Origin of the sequence: Dyadobacter koreensis (genome assembly GCF_900108855.1) — a bacterium.
Lineage (GTDB): Bacteria > Bacteroidota > Bacteroidia > Cytophagales > Spirosomataceae > Dyadobacter > Dyadobacter koreensis.
In genome coordinates this window covers 229,965-245,079 of the sequence record NZ_FNXY01000006.1, presented here as the reverse complement: position 1 = coordinate 245,079, position 15,115 = coordinate 229,965, and the positions used below count along the sequence as shown (strand labels likewise).

General features: G+C 42.1%; 13 protein-coding genes. 5 read left to right on the top strand and 8 right to left on the bottom strand.

The genetic code is table 11. From position 1 onward, the window contains the following. Positions 1-25: 25 nt before the first annotated feature. The 4 genes from BMY70_RS19775 to BMY70_RS19760 all read right to left on the bottom strand — a co-directional run bounded on the left by BMY70_RS19775 (position 26) and on the right by BMY70_RS19760 (position 3,475). Positions 26-463 carry a hypothetical protein gene (locus BMY70_RS19775; protein ID WP_090338017.1) on the bottom strand — a complete coding sequence of 146 codons (438 nt, stop codon included), beginning with the start codon at positions 461-463 and terminating at the stop codon, positions 26-28. 173 nt (positions 464-636) lie between these two features. Beyond that, positions 637-1,434 (bottom strand): LytR/AlgR family response regulator transcription factor, encoded by a 798-nt coding sequence (locus BMY70_RS19770; protein WP_090338016.1) that lies wholly within the window; start codon positions 1,432-1,434, stop codon positions 637-639. Beyond that, positions 1,431-2,510 carry a sensor histidine kinase gene (locus BMY70_RS19765; RefSeq protein ID WP_090338015.1) on the bottom strand — a complete coding sequence of 360 codons (1,080 nt, stop codon included), beginning with the start codon at positions 2,508-2,510 and terminating at the stop codon, positions 1,431-1,433. Before BMY70_RS19765 ends, BMY70_RS19770 begins: the two co-directional genes overlap by 4 nt. After that, a complete protein-coding gene (locus tag BMY70_RS19760) occupies positions 2,507-3,475 on the bottom strand; it encodes a sensor histidine kinase (RefSeq protein WP_177197080.1) in 969 nt (322 codons plus the stop codon). The genes BMY70_RS19765 and BMY70_RS19760 overlap by 4 nt, the downstream gene beginning before the upstream one ends. Before the next feature lie 442 nt (positions 3,476-3,917). On the opposite strand from BMY70_RS19760, the gene BMY70_RS19755 reads away from it, so the two are divergent. Together BMY70_RS19755 and BMY70_RS19745 are read left to right on the top strand one after the other, a co-directional pair. Next, positions 3,918-4,325: a DUF4345 domain-containing protein gene (locus BMY70_RS19755; RefSeq protein WP_229209696.1), complete on the top strand. Its 408-nt coding sequence runs from the start codon at positions 3,918-3,920 to the stop codon at positions 4,323-4,325. Between the two features lie 430 nt (positions 4,326-4,755). After that, positions 4,756-5,151 (top strand): LytR/AlgR family response regulator transcription factor, encoded by a 396-nt coding sequence (locus BMY70_RS19745; RefSeq protein WP_229209695.1) that lies wholly within the window; start codon positions 4,756-4,758, stop codon positions 5,149-5,151. A gap of 147 nt (positions 5,152-5,298) precedes the next feature. Here the strand turns inward: BMY70_RS19745 and BMY70_RS19740 are convergent, their stop codons facing one another. Further along, positions 5,299-6,450, bottom strand: a complete 1,152-nt coding sequence (locus BMY70_RS19740; RefSeq protein ID WP_090338011.1) for an MFS transporter — start codon at positions 6,448-6,450, stop codon at positions 5,299-5,301. Here BMY70_RS19740 and BMY70_RS19735 point away from each other — a divergent pair. Continuing rightward, positions 6,449-7,267 (top strand): DeoR/GlpR family DNA-binding transcription regulator, encoded by an 819-nt coding sequence (locus tag BMY70_RS19735; protein ID WP_090338010.1) that lies wholly within the window; start codon positions 6,449-6,451, stop codon positions 7,265-7,267. The two genes, BMY70_RS19740 and BMY70_RS19735, sit on opposite strands and share 2 nt — an antisense overlap. Positions 7,268-7,270: 3 nt before the next feature. On the opposite strand, the gene BMY70_RS19730 is transcribed toward BMY70_RS19735, so the two are convergent. Beyond that, the gene (locus BMY70_RS19730; RefSeq protein WP_090338325.1) at positions 7,271-8,224 is read right to left on the bottom strand and encodes a bifunctional helix-turn-helix transcriptional regulator/GNAT family N-acetyltransferase; all 954 of its coding nucleotides are present in this window, start codon (positions 8,222-8,224) and stop codon (positions 7,271-7,273) included. Between the two features lie 192 nt (positions 8,225-8,416). On the opposite strand from BMY70_RS19730, the gene BMY70_RS19725 reads away from it, so the two are divergent. Continuing rightward, positions 8,417-10,507, top strand: coding sequence for an outer membrane protein assembly factor BamB family protein (locus BMY70_RS19725; RefSeq protein ID WP_090338009.1), 2,091 nt, complete (start codon positions 8,417-8,419; stop codon positions 10,505-10,507). Between the two features lie 184 nt (positions 10,508-10,691). Here the strand turns inward: BMY70_RS19725 and BMY70_RS19720 are convergent, their stop codons facing one another. After that, positions 10,692-11,504, bottom strand: a complete 813-nt coding sequence (locus tag BMY70_RS19720; RefSeq protein WP_090338008.1) for an alpha/beta fold hydrolase — start codon at positions 11,502-11,504, stop codon at positions 10,692-10,694. 163 nt (positions 11,505-11,667) lie between these two features. Between BMY70_RS19720 and BMY70_RS19715 the strand changes: the two genes are divergently transcribed. Then, a complete protein-coding gene (locus tag BMY70_RS19715; RefSeq protein WP_229209694.1) occupies positions 11,668-12,813 on the top strand; it encodes an alpha/beta hydrolase in 1,146 nt (381 codons plus the stop codon). 70 nt (positions 12,814-12,883) lie between these two features. Here the strand turns inward: BMY70_RS19715 and BMY70_RS19710 are convergent, their stop codons facing one another. Continuing rightward, positions 12,884-15,061 (bottom strand): c-type cytochrome domain-containing protein, encoded by a 2,178-nt coding sequence (locus tag BMY70_RS19710; RefSeq protein WP_090338007.1) that lies wholly within the window; start codon positions 15,059-15,061, stop codon positions 12,884-12,886. Between the last annotated feature and the right edge of the window lie 54 nt (positions 15,062-15,115).

The window sequence follows — 15,115 nt, the reverse complement described above, 5'->3', positions numbered from 1 at the left end:
TAAACCGGATTACTGGGCCCGAAACTTATTTGCTCAATGCCTTGATCGCAAGTGCCGTAACCAAACCGCCAAAAACATACCAGGTCACAGTTAACACCTTGGTTTTGGTAGTCTTCGTAATAGGCTCATCATCCAGCCCCAACGGCTCAGTCAACGACAAAGCACCGATTCCCGCAGCCAAACCATACCCGGCGCCGCGCATTAATAAACCTTTTTTATCACCCAACCCTATGGCACTGAAATACATTGCGTTACTCACGAGATCTGCACCTAAGGTTGCTGCGAATAAATTTTGACCTTTCGGAGGTTCGGCTCCCGTCATTTCAACAGCTTTTGCCAACGCCTCCTCTCCTACCAGGTCAATTCTTGGCGCGTCAGGATCAAGCCTTTTTACAGTTTCATGTAAAATATTCAAAGCCAATGCTCCGGCCAGCCCTCCCGCTATATATCTGATATCTTTCATTTCCTTTAATTTTAAAATTAATTTACAGCCGCAAATCCATCTTATTTAACCGTTTCAAACGAGTATTAAAATACCATTCCAAAACATGAAGGCTTATTAACAGGGCTTTATTTTTGAAATTGAAGAAATAGCTCTACACCGGGAATCTGTTCGTTTTGCATCACGACTTCTCTCTATTTCCCCATCCACTTTTTAAACTCATTGGATTTCTCACGGCTTACAATCGCTTCTTTATCGAAAGCAGGTTTAAGGGTAAGCGCTAATCTGTTGTTATAATATGGCTGGATCTGGACCACCGATTGATGGGTTATGATCAGGCTTCGGTTGATTCTAAGGAAATTTTCGGGATCAAGAAATTCGGCGAGCTCCTCTATCCGGTAATCCACAACGAACTTTTGTCCCTGATGATTTTTGAAAAAACTAATTCCCTCATCAATATAAAAATAAGCGATATCAGAGACTTCCACCGACAGCAATCTGGCTCCCTGTTTCACCAGAAAGCGTTTCCTATATTCCACAGGAGGTTGCTGCATCTGAAAATTCCGCAAAATAGTTTCCAGACTTGAAGGCAATGCAGTAGATTCCTCATGTCTTTGCTGTCCTGTCAGATCATGAAATTTTTTTAGGCTCCTTTGCAGGTCCTCTTTTTGAACAGGCTTTAGTAGATAGTCGATACTATTCACCTTGAAAGCCTGCAGCGCATATTCGTCATAAGAAGTAGTGAAAATAACCGTGCTTTTAATATCGATACGATTGAATATCTCAAAGCTTTGTCCATCGGCCAGCTCGATATCCATAAAGATAAGGTCCGGCTCCTTTTCTCCCGCTGCACGATTCTCCCCGATCCATTCGACGGTCGCGGCTATACTGGGTGCAACGCCTCTGACAATAAGTTCCGGTGCAGTTTCTTCCAAAAGTTTAGTAAGTTTACGAACGGCAAGTTTTTCGTCCTCAACAATTAATATGTTCATTGATGTACGGGTTTTTCAGTAAGCAACGGTAATAAAACTTTAAAGTAATCAGGGCCAAAATCTACAACTGGCTGCCTTTCCGATAAGATCTGGTACTTTGCGTGGATGTTTGCCAGCCCCAGTTTTGTAGATTTCACAGGCGTAGATTTTCCCAGCAGATTATTTTTCACTTCCAGCATATCGTTTCCAATAGATGTAATGATAATGTAGAGCGGATTTTTTTCCAGAATTGAATTATGCTTTACAGCATTTTCAACCAAAAGCTGTAAGGTAAGTGGCGGTATATAACTGGCCAGTGCTGCCTCATTTACGTCAATTACCAGTTCGAGACCCGTATCATAGCGTGTTCTAAGCAAATGATAATATGACTGGATAAATTTTATTTCCTTGCTCAGCGGCGTAAGTTCATGCTGATTTGTTTGTAGGAGATACCGATAAACTTTTGCCATCTCATCGACAAATTGCTCAGCCCTTTCCGGCTCATCCGTTATCAGTGCCGATAACGTGTTAAGGCTGTTAAACAAAAAGTGTGGGTTCACCTGACTTTTCAGACTTTGCAGCTGGCCCTGCATCCCGGCTTTTTTTATCGCTTCCTTATTAGATTTAATTTCTTTCCATTTTTTCAAAGAATAATTAACCTCATAGAGCCCCGTTAGCAGGAAAATTGCCAACAGTTCAAACAGATAAACATAGAGCATTTTATCAAAATTCAGCTCTGCATTTAACGGTCGGTAGCGAATAATCAGCCATCCATAAAAACTTACATAGACAGCTGTCAGCACAAAAAAAGCAAATGCAGTCAACAATGCTCTTTTTGCTGAAGAATGAATAGAAGGATATTTATCAGCAATCAGCTGCGCAGCCCAGTCGTGTGGGATGAATGCGAGTGTAGTCATCAGCATAACCATCAAAGTTCCCAGTAAAAAGTTGGAAAAACTTTCCAGATATGGATCACCTATTAATAAATAACTGATCGTTGGTACAAACCAGGGCAACAGCAACACATACATCCAGCGACCAAAAAGGCTTAGCCAGATAAGCTTCCCCAACCTATTAAAAACAGACCAGTTTCTCATGTATAAATCAGAGGCAGCAAAACGGTAAAACTTTCTTCATCTTCTTTCACCTGAATCGTTCCGGCCTGGTTAAAAAGTAATTTGTATCTTGATATAATCGTCGATAATCCTGCGGTGGTCACAGGCATTCTCACAGCCCTTTTTTGAAGATTATTTCTTACCTCCAGTTGTCCGGTCGCCGTAGTTTTTATGCTGATGGACAAAGGATTTTCCGCTGAAACAATGTTGTGGCGGATTGCATTATCGATCAGCGTTTGCAGGGTCAGAGGTGCCATTTGACCGTTCTGGCATAACTCAGCTGTCTGGATTTTGATATCAATCCCCTCTTCAAATCTAATTTCAAGCAAATAAATATAAGACCTGATAAATCTGAGCTCTGCTTCAAGCGATACCAGATTACTTTCCCAATCCTGCCCGTTGACCGTCAATAAATAACGGTATACCTGCGACATCTCATCGACAAATTTCTCCGCTGTCGTCGGCGCTTCTGAAATAAGAACAGAAAGCGCATTCAGGCAATTGAACAAAAAGTGAGGATTAACCTGCTGCTTCACCATTTCCAGCTCACTTTGCAATTGTCTCTGCTCCATTTCCTTCAACTCATTCTGATTCGTTTTCCACTGCATGAACGTATAAGCCAGTTCCGACAAGCCGGCACCGATCAGTGAAACACCGACAAGCGTAATGACAGACCATTTAAGATGAACGTTATCAAGCTTGTAGCCAAATAAACCTATCAAATCATAAACCGTCAAAACAACATATAAAATAACAACATTCACAAGTGAATACACTACAAACCAGAGCGTCACTCGGTAGGCAGTCTGATCGATATCAGGATAAACTCCGGCGATAAATTTGGCTGTCATCTGGTTGATCTGATTTGCCAGCAAACACAAAATCAGATTTATAAAACTCCCTCCCGCAAATATTCCCAGATCCGTAAAATAAGAGTTCCCCCACATGAGATATCCAATCAGCGGAACGAACCAAGGAAGCAGTAAAAAGAGAATATAAAAATAGAGACGGTTTTGCCGTACGGAATCAAAATACTGTTCTAGTGAAATAAACGGCATACGGTCACAAACAAAATGTGTTGTAAAAATATATAAGCCTTTTCTGGAAAAGAATAACGTTAGACTTCAATCGTCACAAATAATCCCTGAAATGTTGTAAAGGCCAAGTCAATCAGATTTTTTGTCATTTTAACACTTATAGATAGCGGAAAGTACTGAATAACAGATTATCACCTGAAAAGTAAATTTCAGGGACCAAAACTCACACTTCAACCAATATGCGTTTTTAATAAGGCCTTTAAGATACCAATTTTGTATCACGCTGCCAGGGCCGGGAAGGAATCTGAGCGCCATATCTTACTAATTGGAAATAATAATATCTAGCATGAAAATGAAACGAATTTTATCACAGTCTTTTATCATCTTATCAGCGCTCAGCATTTTGTCGGTGAGTGTCATGGCTTTCGACGATCCGCAGTCGGTGATGGATCTGGTACAGGTAAGCTTAACTAATAATGACGCCTACTCTTCGATTCGCGGCGTATATGGCGGCGCGGGTTTTGCGATTGCGATCAGTCTGGTTTATTCTTTCAGAAAACATACTGAAAACGCGCTCGCCTTTCTGATGATGCTTTGGGGATTTTATGCAGTTTCCCGTCTTATCACCATTTTCAAAGATGGGCCGCTCGGTGATTTCGGAAACCTTTGGATCAAAACCGAATCAATGCTTTTCCTCGTTGCATGTCTGCTTTATGCCTGGAATAGGTGGCCGGATAAAACAACCGTTCAACTGTCCTGAAATTGACGAAAAACGCACCTCCTAGAAAATTAATCTTTCGTATAGATGAAACGTTTCGCAGCCAACTTTTAGTCATACCGGCTATTACTTCGTGTAGTGATAAACCAAATGTGTGAGGCCGGAAATCATTATTTCAATTCGAAAGCAAAAATGCAGAATGCCTCACTGCTCTCACACAGGAAATCCATATCCTGGCAATGGCCCGGACATGCGGAAAAATCAGCTGCGGACGATTTATTTAGAATCCTCTGTATTAATAAATGTATAAAATAAACATCGATTAGCCATGAAAAAACAACTTGAAGAGAGCCATAAAAAGGCGTTAAAACGAAGAGTAACATTGATAAAACTTCACCAGTGCCGGCACAGCCATAGTATCCGTTTTCGGAAATCCATAACTCAATCAGTTTAACCTCAACTTTACACAACTGTGAAAACTCAAATTAACCATACGACATTCCAAAGTCTGATCCGTCCGACTAGAAAAAAACGTAAAAATGTCGTGACTGTGCATTTAGGAAGCAAAGTCCTGTTACTAGAAGCGAAAGATATTACCTATTTGCAAGGCGACGGAAATTATACCTTCGTACACACGACCACGGGAAAACGTTACCTTGTTTCTAAAACAATGAAGACGATTGTGGCTGTGCTCGACGCTGATTTTTTAAGAATTCATAAATCCCACACGATTAACCCGGACCACCTGGTCGCACGAATCGAATCAGACAGTGTGTTGCTTAGTTGCGGTCAGCAATTACCGATCGCACGTAGAAGAATTGCAGAAATTCAGGAAATTCTTGCCGGGGAATATCTTCGTGTGGGCTAAAAATAAAGTCTTGCCGGAACACATCAACTGCTATTCCGGCAAGCACATACGCTTGGTAAAAATTGTCCGTATTGGAAACTAATGGATTAGATGAGTTAGTGTGGAAAGGCTTTTGATCATTGCGGAGGTCTTTTTTGTTGAAGCAAGTCAATTTCCCTCTTTATAGGTAAAAGCGACAATGAGCAATAACACACCGACAAAACCCAGGGCGATTGGCAGAGAAGAAGCTTCTGCGATAAATCCAATCATAGCAGGACCAGCGAGCTGGCCCATATAACCGAGCGTTGTTACCGCAGGCAAAGAAACGGAAGCAGGAATGTTTGGAATATTTCCGGCTGCGGTAAAAAATACAGGGACAACATTTGCTGCACCTAGTCCAACCAACGCAAAACCGATCAGTGCCGCACCTTGCCAAGGAACCATAACAGCGAGCATATACCCGGCTGCTGAAACTAAGGCCCCGATCAAAACTACTTTTGAAGAACCGATTTTGTGAACAATTTTGTCGCCAGTCAGACGCATGATGGCCATAGCTACGGAAAAAACAGCATAACCCAAACCAGCCATCGACGGATCGAAATTTCTATTGAACTGCAGGAAGACTGCGCTCCAGTCTAAAAGTGCTCCTTCAGCAAGAAAGAAAACGAAGCACATCAAACCCAAAGCTAAAACCGGGCCCCTCGGCAAACTGAATGAAAATGAATCAACGCTTTTTTCTTCAGCTTTCGGAAAGAGATTTTGATATTGACTGACCGCTATTAAGACCAGTAAAGCAGAAATGCTCACAGCTGCGACGGTTGGAGATAATCCCATTTTGATTAAAAAGCCAAGTCCAATCGAGCCAGCCAGACCGCCAAGGCTGAACATACCGTGGAACGATGACATGATGTGCCGCCCATATCTGTCCTGAACAAGAACAGCGTGAGAATTCATTGCCACGTCAATCGACCCGATCGACGCTCCGAATACAAATAACGCTATGGCTAACTCAACAGCTGAGGACGTTAACAGCAACAAAGGAAGTATGATCGCGATAACAATTGCCGAGATAAGCATTACCCTCCGGCTTCCAAATTTATTGATAAAAAACCCGGTGAAAGGCATAGTCAGAATCGCCCCTGCACCGAGTGAAAGCAAGACCAAACCTAGCGCAGCATCATCCAGACCAAGATTAATTTTCGCAAACGGAACCATCGGAGCCCAGCTGGAAAGCCCGATTCCACAGACTAAAAATATTAACAAACTGGCATTTCTTGCCGATTTCGTTTTTCCGGCATCTGTAACCACAGCGTTTTCCATGATGATTTCGAATAGTATTTTGCAAACATATGCAAATTTGCATATGTTTGCAAAAACATTTTTTGAAATGGTAAGAGAGAAACGGTTTACCTATATTCTGGAAAAACTTCATGACAATAACGAAGTTGGTTTTAGCGAATTAAGCAGTGATCTGAATGTTTCGGAAGACACCATCCGGCGCGATATTGATGCCCTGGCGAATAATGGACTTTTGCTGAAAATTCGCGGCGGGGCAATTCCGCGCTCTCACAATCCCCTGTCATTTAAGGACAGGATTGGACAATTGCGGGATGATAAAGAGGTAATTGCCTTAAAGGCGCAAACACTGATCAAATCAGGGCAAACCATTTTTATGGACGGCGGAACTTCGGTTTACACACTGGTTTCTTTGCTTTCCACTGATATTAAACTTACCGTGATCACCAACAATACAGCAATCATCCCGGCACTATCTGCTTATGCTGGTGTGGATCTGATCGTTCTGGGCGGCAAATATTTAAAGCAATCCGAAACTGTCGTTGGTTATCAGGCCATAAAAATGGTCGAAAATTTTCAGGCAGATCTTTATTTTATGGGTGTCTGCGCGTTGGACATGGAGAAAGGTGTCACTGCAAGTTATATGGAAGAGGCCGAATTGAAGCAGGCGATGCTGCAGCAATCCGGAATGTCCATTGCGCTCAGTACTTTCGATAAACTGGAAACTTTTGACTCGTACCGTGTTTGTCCGATTCAGGTGCTGGATTACATGATCACGGAAATGGACGCACAAAATGAAAAATTCCAGCTATTCAAAGAGGCTGGAATTAAGGTTTTGTAAACATTATTTTAGTATCAGCTCCATTTGAATGTTAGCGCGTTCATAAGGCGTCGGCCTGCCGGCTACTTTCTGAAAACCAAGTTTATGATATAGATTGATGGCAGGTTTCAAGATCGTGTTACTTTCAAGATACAGTCTCTTCGAACCCAGTTCTTCTGCTTTTTTAATAATCGCCTGCGCGAGCAGCCAACCGACATTCTTTCCCTGAGCCTTTGGCGATACAGCCATTTTCGCCAGTTCAAAATCATATTCCGGATCATCCATTTTTATCAGCGCACAGACACCAACCGGTTCTCCCTCGTACAAAGCGACCAAAATATAACCGCCCTTACTTAAAATATATCCATCCGGGTCATCCAGTGACTTGTAATCATTTTCTTCCATTTTGAAATAAGTGGAAATCCACTCGACATTAAGCGCACGGAAAGCTTTCTGATATTTCGAAGAATAATTTACAATTTCTACTTTCACACCTTCACGTATTTTTTTTTGCTCCTGAACGCGGCGAAGCAGTGTTTTCTGTTCCAGTAGAAATTCCCATTCACCAATCGCTTTCCATAAATCATGGCTCGCCTGCGAAGAAATATCATCAACCCCACTGGCAACATCAATATATAAATCCTCAATTTTAGTAGTCAGCTCATTACCAGTCTCCGAAAGCGACACCACATTTCTACGTCCGTCAGCTGCATCACGTTTTTCAGTTACATAACCAGCTTTTGACATCTCGCCAATTATTTTGCTAACCGAAGGATGCGAATGACCGATTTCCCTAGCGATTGCCGTGATCGTTTTTTCTTCTCCCTTCGAAAGGACATAAAACACTGGAAACCATTTAGGTTGCATGTCAAGATTATAAAGACGATAAATTTGTGCCGAATCTTCGGTGATTTTTTCTGTTAACATACGAAGCCGGCTTCCAAGCGCAACCTTACCTATCTGATCAAAAAATTCCATAATAAATAATTTACGTAACTGATTACGTAAATGTATACATAAAAAAAGTCTTGTGTTATTTTTTGACAGGATGTTTATCTCAAATCCTCCAATAATAAAATAAGATCCTGGCAATTTAATATAAATCAATTTTGAGCGGTAAGTATGATCTTGTTAAAACTTTTATGGACAATGTCATAACAATTAATCCTGATGAGATTTATAGCAACATGCATGATCGTCATTTCCGCTGTCAGCTTTTTGCTGTCAAGTGAAAATAGTGCCAATGATTGGCCTGAATACAATGGAAATGGCGACCGGAATCATTATTCAAAACTCTCCGAGATCAATAAGAAAAATGTTTCAATGCTGCAAGTCGCCTGGACATACTCGTCGGGCGGCGCTGATTCAATAGGAAACCGATCGCAAATGCAATGTAATCCGATCGTCATAGACGGAGTAATGTACGGCGTTTCTGCGGGAACACAAGCCTTTGCCATTGATGCCTCTTCCGGTAAGGAAATATGGAAAACAAATCTTAAAGACAACGGCGGAACAACGAGCCGGGGTGTCACCTACTGGGCAGGCAAGACTGGTGAAAGAATATTTTTTGGAGCAGGGAAATGGTTATACGCGCTTAATGCAAAAACCGGCATTCCACTTCCCGGCTTCGGTGAAAATGGGAGAATAAATTTGAAACAGGGTATTGAAAGACCGGGAGCTGACGACTATGTTTTGTCAAACACGCCGAACACGATTTACCAAAATTTGATCATAGTCGGCACACGTGTTAATGAATCAGAAACTGCACTTCTGGGGGATATACGCGCTTATGACGTCTTAACAGGAAAATTAATCTGGACATTTCACACGATTCCGGACAAAGGAGAATTAGGGTATAAAACCTGGGGAAATCAGCCCTCCCGACAAAAAACCGGAGGAGCAAATTCCTGGGCCGGCATGGCAATAGACCGAAAACGAGGTATCGTGTATATCCCTACCGGGTCGGCTGCGTATGATTTCTATGGCGGAAACCGACCGGGAAAAAATCTTTTTGCCAACTGCTTAATTGCCTTAAATGCTTCGACAGGAAAATTAATCTGGTATTATCAACTGGTTCATCATGATATCTGGGACCGGGACCCTCCTTGCCCTCCAAACCTGGTTTCCATAAAAGCTGGTAATAAAATTATTGACGCAGTTGTCCAGATTACTAAACAAGGTTACGTTTTTGTTTTCGACCGTGTGACCGGAAACCCTGTTTTCCCGATTATAGAAACGTCTTTCCCGCAAGACGGTGTTGCCGGCGAAATCACTTATCCGACTCAGCCTATTCCAACATTCCCGCTTCCATTTACCAGGCAAAAATTTACAGAAAACGACCTCAATGTATTTGTAGCAGATAAAGATTCGTTGCGCAACTTGATTAGAAAATCCAGAACGGGAAGCGCTTATATACCCATTGGGTTCGATATGACAATTTTTTATCCGGGAACCGACGGCGGAGCGCAATGGGGAGGCGCAGCAACGGATCCCGAGGGCATCATGTACATCCCTGCCAAAGAAATCCCTGTTTATACATCCCTCGTAAAAAAAGAAAATACTGACACAAAAGTACTTGGCGGAGCAAAGCTTTACCACGCGAATTGTGCTGCATGTCACGGCGCGGACAAAGCCGGAAATCACGATGGCTCTTATCCATCTCTGATCAATATTGAAAAACGTCTGAGTGAAAAACAGGTCCGTGAATTATTAGTAAATGGCCGTGGTATGATGCCTGCATTTTCTCATCTATCCGGAGGAGAAAGAGCTGCAATTGTCGATTTTATTTTCGGAAAATTCTCGGAAGCGAAAATCGCCTCCGTCCCTAAAAGTGAGATCCCCTATCAGCATACTGGATATAACCGCTGGTATGATCGCAATGGATATCCTGTCAGCCACCCCCCGTGGGGAACTTTAACAGCCGTTGATCTGAACAATGGACAACGCCGGTGGCAAATTCCGTTGGGTGAATATCAGGAGCTATCCGAAAAAGGGATTGCGCCAACAGGCACCGATAATTATGGAGGCCCGCTGGTAACGGCGAGCGGACTTATTTTTATTGCTGCCTCCAGAGATGAACAATTCAGGGCCATCGACAAGGATGACGGGAGAATCATGTGGTCTGCGAAATTACCTGCAGCCGGTTATGCGTCGCCAAGCACCTACTCTGTGCATGGCAAACAATACGTTGTGATTGCATGCGGAGGCGGGAAATTAAACTCAAAATCAGGAGATCGATATGTAGCTTTTGCTCTACCGTAGTCAGATAATCATATCTATCTCCGGTGATGCAGGCAAATATTTTGTCTTGTAACTACATAGACATCCTTGATGAACTCATCCCCCGTTATACAAATACCGGAAAACGCTGCAATGAAGCTCAGAAATAGTTGACATTTCATTAAGATATAAAAGCAGTCGATAAATATCTTCCGCTTTTTAGGTGCTAAAACTTATAAGCTTCGTATTTTATTATCTGTTTAATCACCTGATCCAGAGTTTCGTTTAGTATTTCCGGACTTTCCAGCATGGGATAATGCGAAGTTCCTGCGATTTCCCGGACTTCAAAACCGTTAGGCACTTGCTCAACAAGTGCTTCCATATTCGTGGGCATGTAGCTGACATTGATCAGATAAAGTTTTAAACGTAGTTCCGGCAACAGGGCTTTTTCAGTTTTATCCATGATAAAAACTTCCGGCATAATTGCTTGCCCCATAGGCTCATAAGCATTCCTGTAATCCTGAACAACACGTTGCCTGATTTCCTCAGGCGTATCTGCTGTCAACAACACCATTCTGGCATATTCCTCGTTGGTGGCGATAAACTCCTTCTTCAAATTATCCAGAATAGAAATAACCTGGCTATCGTATTCATCTGGCAGGGGCGTTGCTGCATTTTTGAAATTATCGATTCCGATAAACCCAATAATGGGATCAGGATATTTCGTGGCAACATATAGATTGACACTGCCGGCTAGAGAGTGCCCGATCAAAATAACATTTTTCAGATCAAGGTTTTTAGTGAACTCAATTACATCATCAGCTAAACCCTCAACACTCCAGTTGTCACGTTCCCTTCCCGACATTCCATGTCCAGCCAGATCAAGCGTTATCACATGATATTCATCTTGAAAATATTTCATCTGGTCGTTCCAGTAGGTCTGGTCAATGTAAGATCCATGGATAAATAATAAAGTTACATTTCCGCTACCGTATTGACTGTAAGCGATTGACAAGCCATTAACCTCGATTTCTTCCATTATGTTTTAAATGATGTGTTAGAAATAATTTGTGTCAAAATTCATAAAAAATTGTGCCGCTCATAAACCGCCTGCTATCAAAATTTCTCCTCTTTAATCCAAACCTTAATACCTTTCGTATGTGTGCAAAAAAAGTAATCGTAAAAAAATATTCATCAACATCATGAAAATTTCAAAAAACCTTTCAACTGGCTTACAAATTGCTTGCGCAGCAACAATCAGCTGTTTTCTGCTGACTTCATGCGGCGGCTCTTCTGAAAAAGGATCCAAAACGGATTCACTGGCTACAAACATGGATTCTTCGATGTCGGAAAAATCAATCAAACCAATGGGTGAAGCGCCATCCTGGGCTCCTGACATCAAACCGGAAATGCAGGCTGTAATCGAAAAACTGGCAAGCTATAAAGACACCCCAATTCCACAGCTTACAGCGCAGGAGGCCAGAAAAAATCACACGCCTACAGATGCAGTTATGGACCTTATTAAGGAAAATAACATTGCTGTACCAGCTTCGATGGTCGACACGATGGGTAAAGATATTCCGGCAAAAGGTGGAAATATTCATCTGAGGATTTACACACCTAAAACTGGAAGCGCACCTTTCCCGGTCATTGTTTACTATCATGGCGGTGGTTTTGTGATTGCGAATCTTGACGTTTATGATGCTTCCGCTAAAGGACTGGCAGAACAAACCGGCGCTGTTGTGGTTTCCGTTGCTTACCGCCTTGCTCCTGAACATAAATTCCCGACAGCACATAATGACGCTTATGCAGCATATCTGTGGACAGTGAGTAATGCAGCATCGATTAAAGGCGACCCGAAAAATATTGCCGTTGCTGGCGAAAGTGCAGGTGGAAACCTGGCTGCCAACGTGAGCATTATGGCGCGCGACAAAGGGGCACAAATTCCAGTTCATCAGGTATTGGTTTATCCTGTTGCAGGTTCGGATATGACGACGAAATCATATCAGAAATACGCAGCCGCCAAGCCTCTCGACAAACCGATGATGGAGTGGTTTGTAAAAAATTATTTGAATAATATGAGTGAAGCGAAAGATTCGAGAATTAGCCTGGTTAACGCAAATCTTAAAGGTTTGCCATCTACAACGATCATTACAGCGGAAATCGATCCTTTACAAAATGATGGAGAAATGCTTGCTGAAAAACTAAAAGCAGCTGACGTCAAGGTTGATTCAAAAAACTATTCAGGCGTTACGCATGAGTTTTTTGGTATGGCTGCTGTTGTTCCGCAGGCGAAAGATGCGCAGGCTTATGCCTCTGATGCCTTGAAGAAAGCATTTAAAAAATAGTAATGCCAATTTGTTACACAATGGCTGTTGTTTTTAGTACTTTTTAATTCTAAAACAACAGCCATTATTTTTAATTTATAAACATTTCATCAACCAGCAAAAGTGCCTTCTTTCCTTTATTTTTATTCCAATCCGGTATTTTGTTTATTGGTCGGGCAACGATTTTCAGATAGGTGACAGTCTCCGGCTTGAATGTTCCTTCCAATGATTTCAACGAAGGCTTATCTCCTTTTGATGGCAAACCCGGCTTGACTCTGTCCAGTAATTTTAACTTATCAGGATTTGGGCCTCCCCAGATTTCAACAATGTCAGGCGGAAAGATTCCTGTATCTTCTTCAATCATATAGTGCATCCCTACCGAAGAAATCGTCACAGGTTTTTTAAATTCAGAAACAATCGCCATATCGTTATCCCGCACCGCAGCCCAGTTGTTGGCCCAAGCAGGATTATTTGCGCCAATTGTGCCGAGTTTATTATCAAAAAACGTTTTGGCACCTTCCGCCTGATGCACGCGGTTCAGCGGCAGAAGTAAATTGACGCTATCTGGCTTATACGTGCATTTAAAGAAATCAAAGGTCGCCATATCACTCCCATACCAACCTTCTTTAAATGCTTTTGCCTTGATCGTTACACTTTCATTCAAAATAGTTTTATCACTAAAAACCGGCGATCTCAGGCTGTCCGGCTCGCTTCCGTCTGTGGTGAAACGGATCGCAACACCTTTTATCGGATGTTTTAATAACAATGGCGTAGCTTGTGAAAAGACGGTCGCGGCGTTTTTAATCTGTGGCGGATTGAGTTTTAAAGGGTCTTTTCCATCATCCCGAAAACCACCGATAACAGAAATATTTGTATGCGACTTCTGTAATTGCGCTACTTCTGCAACCGATATTTCCGTATCCCATACCGATACCGTTTTGAGTTTCTTAAACGAAGAAATCTGACTTTGCAAATCCTTATAATTAACTTTCGTTCCTGATAAGGTCAGGCTTTGCAGATGTTTTAAGGTCGTTATTTCCTTCAAACCCTTTCCGGTTACATCGGTAAAATTCAGGTCGAGTTTCCTCAGATTTTCAAATCTGGCTATACTTTTCAAATCCTCATCCTTTACCGGCATTTTGTTCAGATTCAAGGAAACGACCTGTTGACGAACCTCGTCGAGTTCGTCCAGCTGTTTGATATTAAAGGCACTGCGGTTGTAGATATTTACAGACAATGCAGGCGATTCTTTTGCTAATGGCGCAACTGTACGGTAATCGTTGTTGAGCTTCTTTACCGTTTCTTCGTCAACTGCATCAAAATCATATGCTTCTTCCTTTTTCGCTGACGGCACCAGTCTCGCTGTCGCCAGTAATCTTAAGGGATCTTTTACAGGCAAATCGACAACCTTTTTTGTAAAACCTGAATTCTCTTTTACCCAAAGTGTTAAAAGCTGTATTTCATCCGGCGTTAATTGGGCTTTTCCGGCTGGAGGCATATGCTTTTTATCATCAGGAGATAAATGAATACGCTGCAACAGCAGGCTCACTTCCGGATTGCCTGGGACATATAATTTCCCTGATTTCCCACCCTTCTTTATTGATTCAGGATCTGTTAAAACGAGTTCACCTTTAAGTTTATCAGGATTGTGACAGCTCGCGCATTTGTTTTCCAATACAGGTCTGATTAAATCATTAAAAACGACGGCCTTTTCAAGAGGTACTGCCGCCATCTCCTGCCGGCTTGAAATGGGCTCAAAAATAAAATTATCGCCATGGGTAAGAGATGCGCCGTAATGTCCGGTAAGGACAAGACCAATAACCGTCAATATTGCCCCGGACTGCGCAATAGGCGCTTTGTACCAGCTGCTGTTACGTACCCAATAAATTAAAGAAGCTATGAAAAATATCCCGAGGCCGGTCCACTTATGCCAAAGCAGAAGTTCTCCCGAATAACCTTCCTCGCGGGAAAGGAACAATCCCATAATAACGGTGACTGCTGCAAACAATGCACCGATCAGGAGCAGGTTTTGCAGAAAATTCCGGTAAAACATATTGGTAGAATTTTCAGTTTTAAACCGAAAAAATTCCATCAACATCGCAATCAGCAAAATAACGATGGGAAAATGCAGAATGAGCGGATGCATCCGGCCGACGGTTTGCAGCCATACCGGAATAACTAATTTGTCTTCGAAAAAGAATAAAAATGCGATAAGAATATTTGAAGCGAATAATAACTGCTCAGCAAACCGTTTTAATTTTATCTGCATCAGAAACTCAATTCATGAATTTAAACTTTCTACCAGTTAAAAAATGCACTTATT